Annotated in this window: 15 protein-coding genes and 1 tRNA gene; 14 read left to right on the top strand and 2 right to left on the bottom strand. The window is 51.6% G+C overall.

The features are described from left to right. The 14 genes from AB6731_RS00005 to AB6731_RS00070 form a co-directional block, all read left to right on the top strand. A partial coding sequence (locus AB6731_RS00005; RefSeq protein ID WP_371005713.1) for a DUF2345 domain-containing protein occupies window positions 1-654 on the top strand: 654 nt, incomplete at its 5' end. A 16-nt stretch (window positions 655-670) separates the two neighbouring features. Then, on the top strand, window positions 671-2,926 hold the full coding sequence (locus AB6731_RS00010; RefSeq protein WP_371005715.1) for a hypothetical protein: 2,256 nt from the start codon (window positions 671-673) through the stop codon (window positions 2,924-2,926). A gap of 11 nt (window positions 2,927-2,937) precedes the next feature. Further along, complete coding sequence (locus AB6731_RS00015; RefSeq protein ID WP_371005716.1) at window positions 2,938-3,843, top strand: formylglycine-generating enzyme family protein; 906 nt, start codon at window positions 2,938-2,940, stop codon at window positions 3,841-3,843. 18 nt (window positions 3,844-3,861) lie between these two features. Then, window positions 3,862-4,482, top strand: a complete 621-nt coding sequence (locus AB6731_RS00020) for a hypothetical protein (RefSeq protein WP_371005717.1) — start codon at window positions 3,862-3,864, stop codon at window positions 4,480-4,482. Next, on the top strand, window positions 4,457-4,996 hold the full coding sequence (locus tag AB6731_RS00025; RefSeq protein ID WP_140418758.1) for a hypothetical protein: 540 nt from the start codon (window positions 4,457-4,459) through the stop codon (window positions 4,994-4,996). The genes AB6731_RS00020 and AB6731_RS00025 overlap by 26 nt, the downstream gene beginning before the upstream one ends. 243 nt (window positions 4,997-5,239) lie before the next feature. Beyond that, window positions 5,240-5,506, top strand: a complete 267-nt coding sequence (locus AB6731_RS00030; RefSeq protein ID WP_072040321.1) for a PAAR domain-containing protein — start codon at window positions 5,240-5,242, stop codon at window positions 5,504-5,506. 3 nt (window positions 5,507-5,509) lie between these two features. Continuing rightward, complete coding sequence (locus AB6731_RS00035) at window positions 5,510-6,664, top strand: hypothetical protein (protein ID WP_371005718.1); 1,155 nt, start codon at window positions 5,510-5,512, stop codon at window positions 6,662-6,664. Next, entirely contained in the window at window positions 6,651-10,070 is a 3,420-nt protein-coding gene (locus AB6731_RS00040) for an ImcF-related family protein (RefSeq protein WP_371005719.1), read from the top strand. The genes AB6731_RS00035 and AB6731_RS00040 overlap by 14 nt, the downstream gene beginning before the upstream one ends. Beyond that, window positions 10,070-11,665 (top strand): type VI secretion system protein TssA, encoded by a 1,596-nt coding sequence (gene tssA / locus AB6731_RS00045; protein ID WP_371005720.1) that lies wholly within the window; start codon window positions 10,070-10,072, stop codon window positions 11,663-11,665. Before AB6731_RS00040 ends, tssA begins: the two co-directional genes overlap by 1 nt. Window positions 11,666-11,684: 19 nt before the next feature. Further along, window positions 11,685-13,448 (top strand): type VI secretion system baseplate subunit TssF, encoded by a 1,764-nt coding sequence (gene tssF / locus AB6731_RS00050; protein WP_371005721.1) that lies wholly within the window; start codon window positions 11,685-11,687, stop codon window positions 13,446-13,448. After that, window positions 13,403-14,506 carry a type VI secretion system baseplate subunit TssG gene (tssG, locus tag AB6731_RS00055; protein ID WP_371005722.1) on the top strand — a complete coding sequence of 368 codons (1,104 nt, stop codon included), beginning with the start codon at window positions 13,403-13,405 and terminating at the stop codon, window positions 14,504-14,506. Before tssF ends, tssG begins: the two co-directional genes overlap by 46 nt. After that, a complete protein-coding gene (gene tssJ / locus AB6731_RS00060) occupies window positions 14,487-15,023 on the top strand; it encodes a type VI secretion system lipoprotein TssJ (RefSeq protein ID WP_074148086.1) in 537 nt (178 codons plus the stop codon). Before tssG ends, tssJ begins: the two co-directional genes overlap by 20 nt. Beyond that, window positions 15,016-15,468, top strand: a complete 453-nt coding sequence (gene tssE / locus AB6731_RS00065; RefSeq protein ID WP_044857137.1) for a type VI secretion system baseplate subunit TssE — start codon at window positions 15,016-15,018, stop codon at window positions 15,466-15,468. The genes tssJ and tssE overlap by 8 nt, the downstream gene beginning before the upstream one ends. Before the next feature lie 104 nt (window positions 15,469-15,572). Then, entirely contained in the window at window positions 15,573-16,964 is a 1,392-nt protein-coding gene (locus AB6731_RS00070; protein WP_371005723.1) for a VasL domain-containing protein, read from the top strand. 311 nt (window positions 16,965-17,275) lie between these two features. Here the strand turns inward: AB6731_RS00070 and AB6731_RS00075 are convergent. Both AB6731_RS00075 and AB6731_RS00080 read right to left on the bottom strand, forming a co-directional pair. Further along, window positions 17,276-17,350: transfer RNA gene (locus AB6731_RS00075), tRNA-Arg, on the bottom strand. 75 nt (window positions 17,351-17,425) lie between these two features. After that, complete coding sequence (locus AB6731_RS00080; RefSeq protein ID WP_020883107.1) at window positions 17,426-18,355, bottom strand: formate/nitrite transporter family protein; 930 nt, start codon at window positions 18,353-18,355, stop codon at window positions 17,426-17,428. Window positions 18,356-18,420: the final 65 nt, after the last annotated feature.

An 18,420-nucleotide genomic window follows, 5' to 3' on the forward strand; every position in this document is an offset into this window, starting at 1 on the left:
AAAGAGCTTGCTAAACCAGGGATCATATTGAATGCGCCTGAAGGGGTGAGTATCACCAGTCCTCAGGCTGTACGTGTGGCTTCTGGTGCAGCCAGTGTAGGGATCATGTCCCGGCAAAATACTGATATCAGCGCACTTAAGCGTTTTACTGTGGCTGCGGGTGAAGCTGTGAGTATGCTGGCCCGAAAGGCCGGAATGAAACTTTTTGCCGCTAAGGGAAAAGTTGAAATTCAGGCACAGGATGATGCGCTTGAGGCTATTGCGAAAAAAGACGTCACGGTAACCAGTGTGGAAGGCAAAGTGGTTATCACGGGTGCAACAGAGCTGATTGTTAACTGTGACGGTGCATTTATGAAGCTGGCAGGTGGAAATATGGAGCTTGGGGCCCCGGGAAATATTTTACTGAAGTGTACCAATGTCCAAAAAATGGGAAGTGCGGACTATGACGCACCTAAACCGGAACTTCCCCAGGGGTATAGCGAGAACTTTGTGGCACAAGATAAGGAATCTGGCGATATCCTGGCTAACACGCGATATCGAATAACCACTGCTGATGGTTCCGTTTATGAAGGGCGTACTGACAGTGAAGGTAAGACGGCTGAAATATTCGGTGCGGCAAAAAGCAAAATCAATATTGAACTGCTCGGTGGTTAGTTCAGGGAGATAGAAAATGACTAAAGGTACACAGCAAAGTAGTCTGGATAACGTGAGTAAAAACACTGTTGTCAACGGAGAGCATGGCCCTCAGATTTATTTTCATCCGGGCAGTGCAACGCTGCTTTGCGTTGATGCAAAAGATAACCGCTTACTCATACAAGAACAGCTGCAAATGACAGCGTTGCTGGAGAACCAGAAAAAAGCGCAGATTGCTCTGGATGAACTCAATTTCGAAATGTTGATTCAGGTGGGCAAGCAACCACAACGTGCTTATGAGAGCAAACTTCAGAGTACCTATCAACAACTCAATGACGCTAACGAAAAATTAAAAGCAGAGCTTAAAACGTTGACTGCAAAGGTTCCTGAGGGGGAGTTGCTTGATGAAAACTCAAAAGAGTCAGCTATCGGCCTTATGGAGTTGATTCCTCTTCAAAAGACTGCCGGATTTAAGAGTACTTATGTTCGCTCGGATAAAATTCGTAGTCACTGGCGAAAATATAAACTTAGTGAAGTTGATAAGAAAAGCGGTGAAGCCAGCTTCATTAAATATACAGATAAAGAAGTTACTGGTGTTGATGCCAATGGGAATGAAACGAAAAAAACAGTTCGATCGGGAAAGATTGATACCGAAGAGTTAATAAAACAATTAAAAGAAGCGTCAGTCAGCCTTAAGTTTGAAGATGAACTATTAGAAGACAGCAATGTTGTTCTTACTGACTGGGCGAAAAGAATGAATAAAGGGCTTACCTGGCCCAATGAAAATGATAAACCCGACGATGAGTCTACTTATCATCAATATGTCGACATCAGCGCACAAGCTCAACTGATGCGATACAGCCAGGGGGCAGGGCTGTCTGCTGAATTTAACCCTTTAGAAAAGAAAGCCTCCGCGAAAATGGAAGGTCATTCAAGTTTTGCACTGGGTGAGGCAAAAGCGTCCGCTGAACTTTTTATTCCCGATCGGCTTGGTACTGCATTGTTGTTTCCTGCCAAAACAACTGCGGGTGTAGCAGGTGGTGTCTGTAATATGGGGGCTATTCGCTACACGATAAATGCGGTGTTGACCGGTAATGCCGGGGCAAGCCTTGGGATTGAATTGGGGGTAGAAGCTGATTTTAGTGGAGAAATGGCAAAGGGCTATGGGATTAAGGGAAGTCCGGCGAAGCTGACCCCTCCGCCACCTCCAGGTCAGAGAAAGATTAATTTGACCATTCCACAGCCGGATGTTCAGGCTGGTGGAGAAATTGGCGCTTTTGCTGGCGTACAGGCGGGTGGCAATGTTAGCGGTGCTATTGAATGGTTTGATCCGCACCCTGATGAAGATAAGCAAATTTCTCACGATAGCAACAAGCAAATTGTGAATAAAGAGGCAAAGTTTACTGCTATTGCCAAACTGTCTTTTGGAGCAACGGCACAGGCTGGTGCTGGCGGATCTGCAGTTTTTTACGTAACGTATGTTAGTAGCCGCTTCAGAATATATTGTAAGGCCGCACTATGTTGGGGTGTCGGTGCCAAAGGGTCTTTAGGTTTTGAAGTTGACGGTAATTCATTTGCGGCATTTATGAAAAGCTTTATGTATATGCTGAGAAATGTTGACTACCAGAAACTTGAGGACATGATGCAGCCAGGCTCATTTCAGGCCTTGTGCGCTATACCAATAATACTGGCTGCCAGAGGTATGCAGGCGGGAATAGATACGGTTTCATCGATGGGCGATAGGGTTACTGATGTTTTAAGTACCTTAAACGAGGCACTCAACAATGAAGATAAACGAGTAAAGCTAATGGAGAGCATTATCAACAATCCGGATCAGTTGAAGTATACCCCCCCTGAGACGAAAGGCTCTATTATAGCTCAGCTAATGGATGTTAATGTGCTTGATATTATTGATCTCAAAAATCAAAAAAAAGACACAAAAAAATGGGGTGTGATGCAATTAAGGAAAGAAGCGATAATGCGTTGTTTTACTTGGGTACAGAGTCAGGCTGATTATAACAATGTGATGCAGCATATGACGACCAGACCTGCAGAAGGAAAAGGGAGCGCAGAGGCCAATGAAAAAGCATTGTTAGAATTTCTGGGAATGACGGAGTTTGGTTTTATGGGAAGCTATTCCACCCAATATGAGCGCAATCTTCATACGCTTTATGAAAGACTCCCTCGCACAGTTGATCCTGATGAACCATTTAAGCGAATCCCAGAAGATGAGATGGTTGAATATGTTGCCTTCATTAATGAGTCTCACAACTCTAATTCACAAATGGCGTAGGGAGACTTGTAATGTTAAACAATGAAATAAAAAAAATAGTCCTATTGCTCGCTTTTTCCCTTGTCGCCTGTGACAACTCTTCAGAAAAATCAGAGTTAGCCAGTAAATTGGTTGACAAGTCACTCTCAAACATGATCGCTGTTAAAGGCGGGGAATTTTTGATGGGAGACTTCGGCCCTATGGTTGGAGAGGGTATACCCTTTAGCATTCAACAGGATGATAAAAAATTACATAAAGTGATACTTAGCGGTTTTATGATTTCAAAGTATAAGGTGACTAATAAAGACTATAATGCATATCTTGAAATAACAGGTAAAAAACGACCACCTGTTAGCGCTTTTACCAAGGACTATCCACTGCTTCTTGGGGATGACTACTCTGCGATCGCAACCTGGCAGCAGGCAAAAGATTATTGCTTATGGCTTGGAGAACAATCAGGTAAAAAAGTTGATTTACCTACAGAGGCTCAATGGGAGTATGCGGCTCGTTCAGAAGGTAAGTATTTACCTTTTGCAACCGACAATGGGAAAATTGAGCATGGCAGAAATTACCCAACATATGATCAAATGCAAAAATTCACGGGAGGATTATATTTACCGTTTTATCCCATTGGTAAATACCCACCGAATCCTTTAGGCATTTATGATATGGGTTTAAGTGGTGAAGAATGGACAAACGACTGGTATGCACGAGATTACTATGAACATTCTCCAGTGAATAACCCTCAGGGTCCAGAAACTGGAGATAAAAAGGTTCTGCGTGGAGCTGTAGGTGGAGATGATCAGTATGCTTTAACAATGTTTAGACAATCATCTTTTCCAATTCCCAGACCTAATTTCAAAACGGACTCCGTTTTCAATTATGATAAAGATGGGATTCTACCTACCTATGTTTTCCGTTGTGTAGTTAACAACTAGATTACAATGGTCTTATGTATGCAATTAACTTCTCCTGAATTTCTTGTTGTTTTTTGTTCGTTGCTTCTTTCATTAAATGCTCTTGCGAGTAGCCAGTATTATTTTGTTGAGGATATTAAGAATCTCAATCTGTATTTATGGAATGGTCCAAATGTTAAAGATCGAATGCTCATTGGATACAATTTGTCAGGTGGTATGGATTTCAATGCGACCACTGGGGTTATCTGTGGTGGGGTTGGTAAAGCAAGTAGTTATTTATGGATTGCAAATGTTAAGTCTGGGGTTAAGAAAACGCTGTTTCCATCTAGAGATGTGTACTCAAGTGTTGCTCCCATGAGTAATGCTATTATTTCTTCAAGTAATGGCCAATGTATCTATACCGATGGACATACTATTTATTCTTACAGTATGAACACCCCTATATCTAGAATTATGTTTTCCGGGGCAGCAAGCAATGCCTCAGAGAGAGCTCGTCGAGTTTTCTTTGACGATAAAAATAATGTAACCATTGCTCTTTTTGATAAGCACTTTTCTCTTTTATCAAAAAGCATGAGTACTAATAAGCTGAAAACGGTCAATTTTCCAAAAAACATAAATTATTCACTTAAAGCTCTTGGCGACTTTGCCTCATCTTTCTGATGATGGTGAGACTTTATACGCCACTGCATCTGTTGAGGATAATGATGGGTATGGGTTCTCTGCGATATTGTCAATTAATGTGCGGAGTGGAAATTTTAATAAAATTCTTTTGCCATATTTGGATGGGGTTAAATATAAAGTAAAACAATTTTATATTATTGATGGTGAACGTAAAATCGCAATGCTTCTTGAGGGGGAAGCAAAGCCAACATGGTATGTTTACACAGCGAATGCTGCATCAGGAAATGATTCTGAAAGCAGCAGTGATAACTACAAACTACTTTTTAATAAATATGATGCAGGGTTGGAAGTTGTACAATATCCTGCCGGTGATGACTACTTTTATTCAGTGACTACTGACAAAGGTGATTTAATAAAAATAAATCTCTCGGGTGATTTTAATGTCACTTCTTTTTATGTTAAAGGTGAAATGGATCGTGCTGTTACCGTATCGCATGGTGATGCTTCTTATCCGTTTGTAGAACCGAAACTATCCAGCCCAAAGAAAGGGTAGTGCGGTGAAAGTGCTGGGTGATTTTATGGTTTGTAAGGATTTGAATAACTCTCCTGATGAAAAGATCTGTGGTTCGGCAAGAAGTGACGTTGATGCGGTTGTGCAGGAAATAAGAACTATTGAATCTCAGTAATTTGTGAAGATATCGCCAGAGAAAGATCCGAATCTGGTTTTCTGGACGGTTATTGAAAATGTACAGCAAGTCAATTAACTATTTTTTTATAAAGTAAAAGGAAGATTGGCATGTCTAAAGGTTTCGTATTACTCGGTGATAAAACTACACATGGTGGTCAGGTGATTTCAGCATCTTCGACCATGATTGTTAATGGTAAAATGGTTGCACTAATTGGGGATAAAGTTAGCTGTCCGATAATTGGCCATGGCATAAACTCTATTATTGAAGGTTCGCCTGAATGGTCCTCAGACGGTAAAGCGATTGCTGTGGATGGCTGCCGCAGTGAATGTGGTTGTCAGCTGATATCCAGCGCACCGGATTGTGTAATAGGATAATTAATGAGCTGGGAGCGTCAGAAATCAACGGTATTTGAGAAGCCAGAAGAGCCTTCCTTTGTTCTGTGGCTAATGTTGGGAGTTGTTGCAGTTGTAGGGAGTGTGATGCTGTTTGTCCTGCATGCTAATAAGCTTTCAGGGCCTTTACAGGGATTTAATATTTGGGTCGTCACAGCAAGCCCCATAGTTATCTGGTTTTTCTTCCTTTGCCTGCGGGGTTGGCTCTTCAATAGTGCATTTAATAAGCACGAGTTCGAGGCTAATGAGGCTGATTACGCCCAGCAACAATGGACTGAATGGGCCGGGAGAAACATTGCTGTGCTTCATGGCAGTGTCATTTTTCCGGGTGCTCTGACGCCATATCTTTTTTTACAGGCCCCTGCTGAGCAAATGCAGCAAACAACATTGACGCGGCGTTTACATCACCCAACTCCAGAAAACTGCTTTTCACAACTACTTGAATGTGCCAGTGATGCCCTGGCCAAGGTTCCAGCAGATTTACCCCTCAATGCCTCTTTGCTGACGGATTCGCAGGTAGATCCTCTGATACTTCATGACGCATTTGCAAAGGTCTGGCAGGACAAAGTTCCTTTGCGACCTGTCCCTGTTTTGAATATACAGACCGCAAAGACCTTTATCTGGCTGGAAGAGCGGATCAAATCGCCAGCGCTGGATGTGGAGCTTATTCTGGTGCATCAGACTCAGGGGAAAGAGTGTTATAGCGACACTCTGGCCTCATTGTTGCTGACATCAGATGATGTTACCACTAAATATCAACTTATACATGATGCCTGCCTGCTACGGCCAATGTTGTTAAATATGGGTGATATCGATGAATCACTGGATACGTTTTTCTCGACCCAAACTCAGGCCTGCGCCACAGCCAGTATTGTTGGCGACAATGTGGAATGGGGAAATGCATTCTCCGGTCTGCTTGAAGCAGCACAAAGTTATGGCGGTGACTGGAAACCTGGCCAACTCCACTGGCTGGAAAAATATGCCGGGCTCAGCGGCCCCTTCTCTCCATGGATAATGGCCGCAGTAGCCAGCGATATCGTGAATATACAAAAAGCAGACTGCCTGATGCTTTCTACAGATGGCGAGCAGAAATTTATCAATACAGTGCAAACAGGGAACAGAGATAATGACAACAGGTAATTCGTCATGGCGTGGAGGGTGGGGGCGGCTGGGGTTCTCTGCCCTCATAGCAGGGGGGATTGCCTGGTTAATCTGGCATTTTGGCGACCAGATTGGGCTGCACACTACAGTCACGAAAAGCCTGGCGTTTGCCAGTGCTTTATTTCTGTTACTGATGCTTCGTCATGGCAAGACAATTAGCCTTGCCATCAAACAGGGCTGGCATCGTTTTCAGGCTAAGAGAAAGAATGTCCTGCCAGCTGATGAAGGTCGCGTCAAGCAGACTCCACCACGCAATGTCACCGTTGATACCATCCGTGACGCCATGCGTAACCTCTACGGTCGGCGCTGGGGACGTAAAACACGCATCCTGCTGGTCACTGGCACCGTCACTGAGGTGGAGCAACTGACTCCGGGTCTTACGGGCCAGCTCTGGCAGGAAGACCGTGGCACGCTGCTGTTGTGGGGCGGTGACCTCAACACGCCAGCAGACAGTGCCTGGCTGACCGCACTGCGCAAGCTGCGCCGCCGTCCGGTGGATGGCATGGTGTGGGTCACCTCGGCCTTTGACCAGCTGTCAGCACCTGGGCTGGAGCTGCCGCTGCCGGTACCGTCTGAAAGCACCATGGATTCCCTGTCTCACGCCATCAGCGCCCGTATGGAAACGCTTGGCTGGCAGCTCCCGCTGTATGTCTGGTCCCTGCACCCGCGCGCCGGTAAGCCGGAAGGACGGGTTGTACAGGCAGCCGGCTGTCTGTTGCCCGCCGGTTGTCGCACCGAAGGGCTGGCAGAACAACTGTCCTCCCTGGCGCCGGAACTGACCTCGCAGGGCCTGCAGCAGACCTGCGGTGAAGTGAAACATAACTTCTTACTGGCGCTTGCCGACCAGCTCATTCGTGAGCCACAGAGCGTGACCACACCGCTGTCGGTGATGCTCAATCCGTACCGACCGCTGCCGCTGGCCGGTGTGGTGTTCAGCCAGCCTTCTGCGGGGGCTGAGCGCGCAGTGGCGCATCACTGGGGCATGGATAATCGCTGGGAGGTTCTGCCGGAGTCAGTCCGGACTCTTCCTGCCGGACTGCGTCCGCGCAAGCCAGGCATTCCATGGCGTAAGCTGTTGGCATCTGTTGTCGCCGTGGCAATGGTGGGCTGGGCGGCGTGGATGGGGACAGCGTACGTGACCAACCGCAGCCAGATTGACGGTGCGAATGCCCAGGCTGCACTTGCCGCACGACAAAACCAGCCGCTGGAACAGCGTCTGCACGCGCTGTCTGAGCTACAGAAAACGCTGGCCCGTCTGCAATACCGGTCTGAACACGGCGTGCCGTGGTACGAGCAGGCTGGGCTGAGCCAGAATAACGCCCTGCTGGCAGCCCTCTGGCCACGTTATCAGGACAGCGCTCTGCCACTGTTGCGGGATGCGGCTGCTGACCATTTGCAGATGCAGGTCAGTGCCTTTAATGCGTTGCCGCCGGGTAGCCCGCTGCGTGAACAGATGGCAAAAAGCACGTATGACCAGCTCAAACTCTACCTGATGCTGGCGCGTCCGGAGCATATGGATGCTGCCTGGTTCAGCTCTGCTTTGCTGAACGACTGGCCGAAGCGTAACGGTGTGAAAGACGGTGTCTGGCTGGGGATGGCTCCGTCTCTGTTGTCGTTCTGGGGCGCGCAGCTGGTCGCGCACCCGGAGTGGAAACTCCGTGCCGATGAAAACATGGTCAGCCAGGCCCGCTCCCTGCTGGTTCGCCTGATGGGAGTACGTAACAGCGAATCGGCTCTGTACCAGAAGATGCTCTCCGGGGTGGCACACCTGTATGTCGATATGCGCCTCGAAGACATGACCGGCGACACCGATGCATCCCGTCTGTTCAGCACTCATGAAGTCGTGCCGGGGATGTTTATCCGCCAGGCCTGGGAGCAGGCGGTGCAGCCTGCCATCGAGAAGGTCGTGAAGGCCCGCCGGGACGAACTCGACTGGGTGCTCACTGACGGCAGGCGTCAGGCGAAAACGCAGGACGAAACCTCCCCGGAAGCACTGAAAAAGCGCCTGACGGAGCGGTACTTTGCTGACTTTGGCGGAGCCTGGCTGGCATTTCTGAACAGCCTGCGCTGGAACCGGGCCACCACGCTGTCTGATTCAATTGACCAGCTCACCCTGATGGCCGATGTGCGTCAGTCACCTCTGGTTGCGCTGATGAACACCCTGAATGTGCAGGGGCGTACCGGGCAGACGGGCGAAGCCATTTCGGATTCCCTGGTGAAATCGGCCAAAAATCTGCTCGGCGGTGATAACAATGATGCCATTGACCAGAGTGCCGGCGTTCATGGTCCGCTGGATGCGACCTTTGGCCCGGTACTGGCGCTGATGGACAAGAACCGTTCAGGTGTACAGGAGCAAAGTCTGCAGTCCTTCCTGACCCGCGTGACGCAGGTGCGTCTGCGGCTGCAGCAGGTGACCAATGCCGCTGACCCGCAGGCAATGACCCAGACCATTGCCCAGACCGTATTCCAGGGCAAAGCCGTGGACCTCACCGAAACCCGTGACTACGGCAGCCTGATGGCCGCCGGTCTGGGCCAGGAATGGAGTGGCTTCGGTCGCACGGTGTTTGTAAACCCGATGGAGCAGGCCTGGCAGCAGGTGCTGACCCCGGCGGCCGACAGCCTCAATACCCAATGGCAGCAGGCGGTGGTGGCGGAGTGGAACAGTGCCTTTGGGGGCCGTTATCCGTTTAATAACTCCAGCAGTGATGTTTCTCTGCCGCTGCTGGCTAAATATCTGAATGCCGATTCCGGGCGTATCGCCCAATTCCTGCAGACCCGTCTTAAGGGCGTGCTGCATAAAGAGGGCAACCACTGGGTACCGGACAGCATCAATTCGCAGGGGCTGGTGTTTAATCCAGCATTCCTCAATGCCATCAACACCCTGAGCCACATCTCGGATGTGGCCTTCACGGAAGGCAATGCTGGCATGAACTTTGAGCTTCGTCCGGGCACCGCTGATGGCGTGATGCAGACTGACATGATTATTGACAGCCAGAAACTGACCTACGTGAATCAAATGCCGGTGTGGAAGCGCTTCACGTGGCCTGCAGATACGGAGGCACCCGGCGCGAACCTGAGCTGGATTAGTACTCAGGCCGGGACCCGTCAGTACGCGGATATACCGGGGCGCTGGGGCCTAATCCGTCTGCTCGATGAAGCCAGCGTTAAAGCCTATCCGGGCGCGGGCAGCAGCTACAGCCTGCGCTGGAAAGCGCAGGATGGTCGCTCGCTCAATTACACCCTGCGTACCGAAGCGGGAGAAGGCCCGCTGGCACTGCTGAAGCTGCGCAATTTCCGTCTGCCGGAAACCATCTTCATTACCACCGGTGTCGCACCGCCAGACCCGGTGGCAGACGTGTCCAGTGACGACGGAGAGGTGTACTGATGAGCACGCTAAATGCCTTACTCAGTACCTGTCAGGCAGAGCAGGCACCACTGCTTGCCGCCACCCGTGAGTATGTGGCGCAGTGGGATAACTGGCTGCTGCCGCTGACCGGATCATCCCCCGTGGGCGAAGACCCGGGTTATGACGATGATTTCCAGCAGATGCGCGAGGAGGTTAACAAACTTTCCGGTGCGGATACTGAGCTCATCTGCCAGCTTGCAGAGAAACTGCTGACCACGACTGCCAAAGATATCCGTGTTGCCACCTACTACTGCTGGGCAAAGCTGCACCGCGAGGGTGAACAGGGGCTGGCAGAAGGACTCGAACTGCTGGGCGGTATGCTGGAGCGCTTTGGTACACATTTGCACCCGCAGCGTGATCGCAGCCGTAAGGCGGCGCTGGAGTGGCTGGCGGGTTCGCGCATGACTGACTCTCTTTTCCTGTACCCGGAAGTAGTCAGGGAAGAGGCTGTGCGTACTACCGGGGCGTTGCTGCTGATAGCGCAGCTGACTGAAAATGAGCCGGATGAAACACGGCCGGAACTTAATGCGCTGTACGGTGCGCTGGAGAATCGTCTGCAGAAAGCCGGCGGTGTGGATGCCGTGGTACCGCAGAATGCCAGCGCAGGAGAAAACCCTCCTCCGGTGAGTCACAGCGATGTGCCGTCAATCGGGCGAATCACTTCAGGCCAGGATTTGCTGGCCCAGGCCCGCACACTCACTGAATACCTCCGAGAGCAGCCTGATGGCTGGCTGTCAGCACACCATCTGATGAAAAGCCTGCGCCATGACACCCTGCGGGCCATTCCTGCCCCGGATGCGCAGGGTCGTACCCGCATCGAACCACCAAGAGCGGACCAGCGAGCGCTGCTCAAACGCCTCTACTTGCAACAGAACTGGGCTGAGATGCTGGAAACAGCAGACAGCACGTTTTCCCGCGGTGCCAATCACCTGTGGCTGGATCTGCAATGGTATATCCATCAGGCGCTGACGAAGTCCGGCAAGGAGGCGCTGGCCGACATCATTGCCGCTGACCTGAAAGGACTGCTGGCCCGGTTATCCGGGCTCGAAACGCTTGCCTTCAGTGACGGTACCCCGTTTGCGGATGAAGTGACGCTGAACTGGATCCAGCAAAGCGTGCTGGATACCAGTGGCGGGTGGGGTAATGAAACAGCTTCTGCACGGATGTCCGGCGGCAACGATGACATTCTGGCACTGGAGCCGGAAGCGATGGCCCTGGCGGACAGTGAAGGCCCGGATATGGCGCTGGCCTGGCTACAGAACCGCCCTGGCGTCACCACTGCCCGACAGCAGTGGCTGTTGCGCCTGCTGATGGGGCGTATCGCGGAGCAGTACGGAAAAAATGAACTGGCGGTGCATCTGTTTGCTGAGCTGGGCGTGCGCGCTGGCGAGGTCACTCTCACTGAGTGGGAGCCAGAACTGCTGTTTGAAGTCCACGCCCGCCATCTGAAACTCCTGCGCCTGAAAGCCGGTCGCAGTGAGGCTGATAAGGCCCGACTAATACCCGTAATGGACCAGTTACTTGCCGGGCTGATCGCTGTCGATCCTGCCCGCGCCGCCGTACTTTGCGGTTAAATCCACAGGAATTGAATAAATGGAAGATTTGACCCTGCGTTATTACGACGCGGAAATGCGCTACCTGCGTGAGGCCGCGAAAGAATTTGCCCAAACCCACCCCGATCGCGCCGCGATGCTGGACCTCGACAAGGCCGGTACACCAGATCCGTATGTTGAACGCCTGTTCGAAGGCTTTGCTTTTTCGATGGGGCGCCTGCGTGAAAAGATAGATGACGATCTGCCGGAACTGACAGAAGGGCTGGTCAGCATGCTCTGGCCACACTATCTACGCACTATTCCGTCGCTCTCGGTAGTGGCATTTACCCCTGCGCCGCATGCGATGAAAATGGCAGAAGTGGTGCCAGCGGGTCTTGAGATATATTCCCGTCCGGTAGGGCCAAAGAACACCGTCTGTCGTTACCGTACCACCCAGGATGTGAGGCTTAATCCCCTGGGTGTTTCGGGCATTACCATGACAACCGAACCCGACGGTCGGTCGCTGTTGCGGATACGCTTTGCCTGCAGCAGCCAGGCAGACTGGTCCAGTGCTGACCTAAGCCGTCTGAGCCTGTATCTCGGGGCGGATGCCCCCGTCAGCAACCAGTTACATCTGATGCTCACCAAACGGCAGGCGGCGCTGTACATGCGCCTGCCCGGGCAGACTGATCGTATCCGGCTTGACGGTTATTTCTCGCCGGGCGGGTTTGCTGAAGAGGACGGCCTGTGGCCGAAAGGTGATGCCGCTTTCAGTGGCTACCAGTTGCTGCTGGAGTACTTCACTTTCCGCGACAAGTTTATGTTTGTCCACCTCAATGGTCTGGACGGTATCACGCCACCTGCCGGGGCAGAGTACTTCGACATTGAGGTCGTGTTCAGTACGCCGTGGCCATTAGACCTGCCGGTCACCGATGACGCGGTTCGTCTGCATTGTGTGCCAGTGATTAACCTTTTCACGCTGGAGGCGGATCCGCTCACCATTACGGGGCTGGAAAGTGAGTACCTGCTGCGCCCTAAACGGTTGCAGGATGGACACACCGAGATTTATGCCGTCGATTCAGTCACCGGCTCAAACAGGACTCGTGATGCCGAATACGTGCCGTTCAGCAGCTTCCGCCACAAGGGCGGAATGATGCGCCGTCATGCGCCGCCCCGGTATTACCACACCCGTGTAAAGCGTGGCATCACTGGGCTATATGACACCTGGCTTATCCTTGGCGGGCACCAGTGGGAAGATGACCGCCTGTTTGAGCGCGAAGCTGTCTCGCTGCAAATCACGGGTACCAACGGTCAGTTACCGCGCCGGGCACTGCAGAGCACGCTGCTGGACCGCTGCGAGCAGGTGGTGGATACGCAACTGACGGTTCACAACCTCTGTAAGCCCACGCTGCCGGTATACCCGCCTGCGGAAGACCGTTTCCACTGGAGGGTGTTGAGCCACCTGGGCTCTGGGTTCCTGAACATGATGAGCACCGCCGAAGTGCTACGCGGGACGCTTGCGCTCTATAACTGGCAGGAAGATGAGCTGAACACCCGGCGTCTGGAAGCGATACAGCATGTGGAGCACCACCGCCTTCAACGTTTTGAGCAGGCCTACCTGTTGCGGGGGCTGGATATTGAAGTGACCGTCGACAGCAACGGCTTCACCGGTGAGGGCGATATTCACCTGTTTGGTGAAATGCTTAACCGGTTCTTTTCGTTGTATGCCGATATGAATCAGTTCAACCAGCTCACCCTCATCGTTCAGCCAGAAGGAAAATGCATCCGGTGGAAAGAGAATCACAGTCCGCGCCTGCCAGGCTGATAAAGCGGCTGGGCGATCGGCTGCCATATATCAACTTTTACCGCTTCTGCCAGTTACTGGAACAGAGCCAGCCTGATAAACCGGTTACGGGTAGCACCTGGCAGGTACGTCATGAACCGGTACGCTTCCGGCCCCATCCGGGCATGGGCTTCCCGGCATCTGAAATCAAAGGGATTGAACAGTCTGAGCATTCGCATCTTCCACCGACGGTGCGTATCACCTTTATGGGGCTCTACGGCGTGGAGTCTCCGCTGCCGACACACTACATTGATGACATCACCCAGCGGCGGGAAGGGTATGAAGCCACTGCGGATTTCCTCGATATCTTTAACCACCGACTGATTGCCCAGTACTACCGCATCTGGCGGAAATATTCGTATCCGGCAACCTTTGAGGAAGGGGGGAAAGACAAAACCTCGCAGTACCTTCTGGGGCTTGCCGGACTAGGAATTGATGGATGCACAGACAGCATAGCGACACCAGCCTCACGCTTTCTGGCGCTGCTGCCGGTCATGCTATTGCCGGGGCGGACTGGGGAAGGTATGACCTCGCTGGTGCGTCTGCTGGCACCCAACACGCAGGCGAAAATCTGGCACCATGATAAACGCCGTGTGCCGCTGAAGAAGCCCCTGACCATGAGCGTTAGCCAGCCTGTCGCCCTGACAAATAGTCCGGTGATGGGCAACTATGCCACCGAGGTGAACAGCCAGGTACTGATGCGTCTGGTCACTACCGACCCGGATGAAGTGCAGGGCTGGTTACCGGGCGGGGAGCTTCACACGGACCTGATGGCGCTGCTGCACGTGTATCTTGGGTCACGGCTTGATGTCCGCCTGCAGCTGTGTGTCGACCGTAGCCTGCTGCCGGACGCGACGATGAGTATTCACCCTAAAGCTGGCGCAGTACAGTTGGGCCGCACTGCCGTTATGCGACCGCTGAATACGGCGAACATCGCCGCGCACCCCAAAACCATAACCATCAATCTTGGCCGCTATGAGCGGGTACAAGAAAATATTCACCGCAGGGAGACCGATGAAGATGGCGATTACCGCTGGTAAATTTCCTCTGGCTGCGCTGGTCGCCGGTATCACAATGATACTCGCGGGCTGTGGGCTGACTCAAAAAGTGACAGACGGCACCGTTGCTGTGACCAGGTCGATTTTTTATAAGCAGGTAAAAACCCTGCATCTGGATATACGCGCCCGCGAAGGCGTGAACAGCAATGCCGGCGGAGTGGCATTGTCCACTGTTGTCAGAATTTATCAGTTGAAAGATCGAAAGACCTTCGACAGCACGGACTACCCGTCACTGTTTAAAACCGACAGTCAGGCTATCAGGGCTGACCAGGTGGCCGAAAAGGATATCCGCCTGCAGCCGGGCGGCGCGGTGACGGTCGATATGCCAATGGAGGAAGACGCTCAGTATGTGGCAGTAGCCGGGATGTTTATGTCACCGGATCAGGTGAACAATACCTGGCGCGTGGTACTGAGCCGCGATGACCTTGATCCGGATAAGGCCCGGGTGATTGAAGCGGGCAATAACCGGCTGACCCTGCAGGCGCTGAAAGATGAGTGAGTCAGCCCGTCCTTCGTTGTATGAAACGCTCTACGGCAACTTTACCGGCAGCCTCGACCTGCATCAGGTCGGTGAGCAGAACCAGGTCATTCTGTCCGTACTCGACAACATGCAGCGTATTCTCAGCAGCCGTGCGGGCACGCTGGCGCATCTGCCGGACTATGGTTTGCCGGATATGGCAAAAATTCTGCAGGGCATGCCGGGCACTGCGCATGAGCTGATGGGCACCCTGTCGGCTGTTTTGCTCAAATATGAGCCTCGTCTGAAAAAAATAACGGTTGTCCTGCTGGAGCAGGACGTCCCGGGCGAAATGCGCTATGCCATTGATGCCGAACTCAAAGGTGTTGGTCTGGTGCGCTATGGCACCGAGTTTATGCCAGAAGGGCGAGTTCTCCTGCGACATCTTAAGCAACAGCATTATCTCGACACGACGACCCGCCTGTAAGATCAGACAGCCCGCGCAGGCTCCATCTGTCAGTAAAAGTCTGGCTGATATTGCAGAAACAATAACCTTCAATAGCTCCTTATATGTCAAATGGACGACTGGTCATGAATGACATCAATCCACGAAAAATCAAAACCGGTGGCGATCCGCGCACGCTAGCGGAATATGCCACCCTGCGTGATGAACTGAGTAAGCTGACACATCCGGCCCGTCCGGATGTGAACTGGCATTATGTCGAAAAACTCTGCCTTTCACTGTTTGAGCAAAACGGTGTGGAGTTACAGACGGCGGCCTGGTACACGCTGGCACGGACGCAACTGGCCGGCTTATTCGGCCTCAATGAAGGCCTGGCGATACTGGATGCGCTGATAAGCCATCAATGGGGCACACTGTGGCCGCAGCCGGTACATGCCCGCATGGAAATCCTCAGCAGTCTGAACCAGCGTCTTCAGCAGCGGATGCGCTCGCTCCCGCTCAATTACAGCGACCTCAGACAACTGTATCGGGCTGAGCAACTGCTTGGCAGTCTGGGGGAGGTGCTTCAACGTCTGGAGCTTAAGCATCTGAGCCAGCTCGATACGTTGCGTTCCCTGATGCACAACAGCGCTGTCCGGCTGGAAAACAGCAACGATACAACCAGTACCGGGTCGAATATTCAGTCTGGGATTGTCCTGCCTGCCACCGTAAAGAATGGTGCAGTAATATCAACAGGCTCCCATACCGGTAGTCTCTCTGAAGAGACCCCAGCGCCAGACAGCCCAGTGAAGTGGGTATTCGTTGCACAGCCAGAACACCACGCAAATGTGGAAGTACAGACGGCAATGCCCACTCAGGTAAAAAAGTGGAAATCCTTCGCTGCCGGAATGTGTACCATGCTGATAATAAGTACGGGCGCAGTGTGGAGCTGGCAATTTCTTCACCGGCCAGACCCGCTACAGACTCAGCTTGCTGCCTCATTGGCTCCGTTACCTGCACCTCTCGCGCCTGAAAAACTGGATATGTTGCGTCAGCAATCTCCGTCATCACAAACAATGATAGAACAAACACAGCAGCAGCTTGCCCGACTGGATAAATTGCCTCCTGACTGGAGTATTACTTACAGCCGAAAACTTACAGAACAGGCTCAGGTGCTGTGGCCGGAGCAAGCAAAACCCCTGATACAACAGTGGCAGCAACACCTTAATGCTGCCGCATTACCGGTAGAACAGCTCAATGGCTGGTATAAGGGAATGTCAACGCTACAAAAATTGAGTGACCGGCTGAACGGGCTTGATGAGCAGAAAGGCAAATACATGACGGTCAGTGAACTGAAGTCCGCTGTATTTTCCGTCCGGCAGTCTTTTAACCAGTCCATTCCGGCTGAAGAGCAACTGCGTATCTTGTCAGAAAATCCTCCTGGTGTACCTTTACCTGCAGCTGCGAGGTCTCAGCTGGAGATGCATCTGAAACAACTGGCAGCCCGATACGCTGAAATAAAACGGAATGCATCAGAGTAAAAAAAATGGGCTAAAATTTTATGTAATTCAGTCTTTTACCGAGATGGGTGAGTGACCTGGACGGACTTCAGGTGCGGTAGGGGTGATGGCGGAGACGCCTGGAGTGCAAAGTGATTGTTTCTGGCGCGATGAGGAACTTGATATGCTTAAAGCGGACTATCCCTGAGTAGGCACAGCTGTAACCGATCAGGACCAAAAGAGCGATTGAAAAAGCGCGAGGTCGGTTGAGATCGGGTAGCAAGAGGAGAGAGTGTATCACTGTTTATAAGGGAGTTTTCTTGAGTCTGGTAGACATCATGAGAGGGGGTATATGGTGTCCCCTGCAGGAATCGAACCTGCAACTAGCCCTTAGGAGGGGCTCGTTATATCCATTTAACTAAGGGGACAAGGCGGCACGAGTATAGCCTCATTTACACTTTGCGTTAAGCTCGTCGCCGCCTGACTGCTCAATGAGTCACCATTCAGGTCGATTTTTTTGCAGATTTATCATCGTTTTCCCGCGCTTTCTGTTCGGCCTTGCGCTTATTAGACATGTCGTTACGGATTTGCGCATGGCTTAACAGTGCGAAGATAAACGTTCCGCCGCAGATATTGCCTGCCAGCGTCGGCAGGGCGAACGGCCAGAAAAAATCGCTCCAGTGAAGCGTACCATTAAAGACCAGATAGAGGATTTCAACGGTTCCGACCACGATGTGCGTGGTGTCAGCCAGCGCTATCAGCCAGGTCATTAATATGATCACGACAATTTTGGCACTGCCCGCGGAAGGAAACATCCACACCATGGTCGCGATTATCCAGCCGGAGATAATGGCATTCGAGAACATTTCGAACGGCGTGTTTTTCATTACGTCCATACCGATTTTCACGAAGGCATCCCGGGTGGGCTCATCGAATATCGGCATATATTCAAATGCCCATGCCGCCACGCCTGTACCGATGATATTCCCCAGCAGCACAACGCTCCATAAACGCATCAGTAAACCGAAATTGCCGAGGGTAGGGTTTTGCATCACCGGGAGAACGGCAGTAACGGTGTTTTCAGTAAACAGCTGCTGGCGTGCCATAATGACAATCACAAAGCCAAAGGTGTAGCCGAGATTTTCAAGTAAAAATCCACCGGGTACCCCTTCCAGTTGCACATGAAATATGCCCTTGGCGAGGAGTGAGGCGCCCATCGACAAGCCTGCCGCGATGGCCGACCAAAACAGAGCCATGGCATCACGCTCCATCTCTTTTTCGCCATCCTGTCGGATATGTTCATGGATCGCCATCGCACGGGAAGGAAGGCGATCTTCATTGATTTCTATCTCCTCACCGCGCTCTTTTTCCTCGCTTTCAATTTCAATTTCCTCATTACTCTCGCCAATTTTTTCTTCACCCACTTCTTTCATAGCCACTCCAACACGATGATCTTTCTATAAAGCGTAGCGGCTTTTAATGAAATGCCCGTGGGGAT

Source organism: Enterobacter sp. RCC_40, from assembly GCF_041360735.1.
In the GTDB taxonomy this organism is placed as follows: domain Bacteria; phylum Pseudomonadota; class Gammaproteobacteria; order Enterobacterales; family Enterobacteriaceae; genus Enterobacter; species Enterobacter ludwigii.

Excerpts from the sequence above, each read along its gene's own strand:
- AB6731_RS00010 (WP_371005715.1), top strand. The coding sequence starts at position 671 with ATGACTAAAGGTACACAGCAAAGTAGTCTGGATAACGTGAGTAAAAAC.
- AB6731_RS00015 (WP_371005716.1), top strand. The coding sequence starts at position 2,938 with ATGTTAAACAATGAAATAAAAAAAATAGTCCTATTGCTCGCTTTTTCC.
- AB6731_RS00020 (WP_371005717.1), top strand. The coding sequence starts at position 3,862 with ATGCAATTAACTTCTCCTGAATTTCTTGTTGTTTTTTGTTCGTTGCTT.
- AB6731_RS00030 (WP_072040321.1), top strand. The coding sequence starts at position 5,240 with ATGTCTAAAGGTTTCGTATTACTCGGTGATAAAACTACACATGGTGGT.
- AB6731_RS00035 (WP_371005718.1), top strand. The coding sequence starts at position 5,510 with ATGAGCTGGGAGCGTCAGAAATCAACGGTATTTGAGAAGCCAGAAGAG.
- AB6731_RS00040 (WP_371005719.1), top strand. The coding sequence starts at position 6,651 with ATGACAACAGGTAATTCGTCATGGCGTGGAGGGTGGGGGCGGCTGGGG.
- tssA (WP_371005720.1), top strand. The coding sequence starts at position 10,070 with ATGAGCACGCTAAATGCCTTACTCAGTACCTGTCAGGCAGAGCAGGCA.
- tssF (WP_371005721.1), top strand. The coding sequence starts at position 11,685 with ATGGAAGATTTGACCCTGCGTTATTACGACGCGGAAATGCGCTACCTG.
- tssG (WP_371005722.1), top strand. The coding sequence starts at position 13,403 with ATGCATCCGGTGGAAAGAGAATCACAGTCCGCGCCTGCCAGGCTGATA.
- tssJ (WP_074148086.1), top strand. The coding sequence starts at position 14,487 with ATGGCGATTACCGCTGGTAAATTTCCTCTGGCTGCGCTGGTCGCCGGT.
- tssE (WP_044857137.1), top strand. The coding sequence starts at position 15,016 with ATGAGTGAGTCAGCCCGTCCTTCGTTGTATGAAACGCTCTACGGCAAC.
- AB6731_RS00070 (WP_371005723.1), top strand. The coding sequence starts at position 15,573 with ATGAATGACATCAATCCACGAAAAATCAAAACCGGTGGCGATCCGCGC.
- AB6731_RS00080 (WP_020883107.1), bottom strand. The coding sequence starts at position 18,355 with ATGAAAGAAGTGGGTGAAGAAAAAATTGGCGAGAGTAATGAGGAAATT.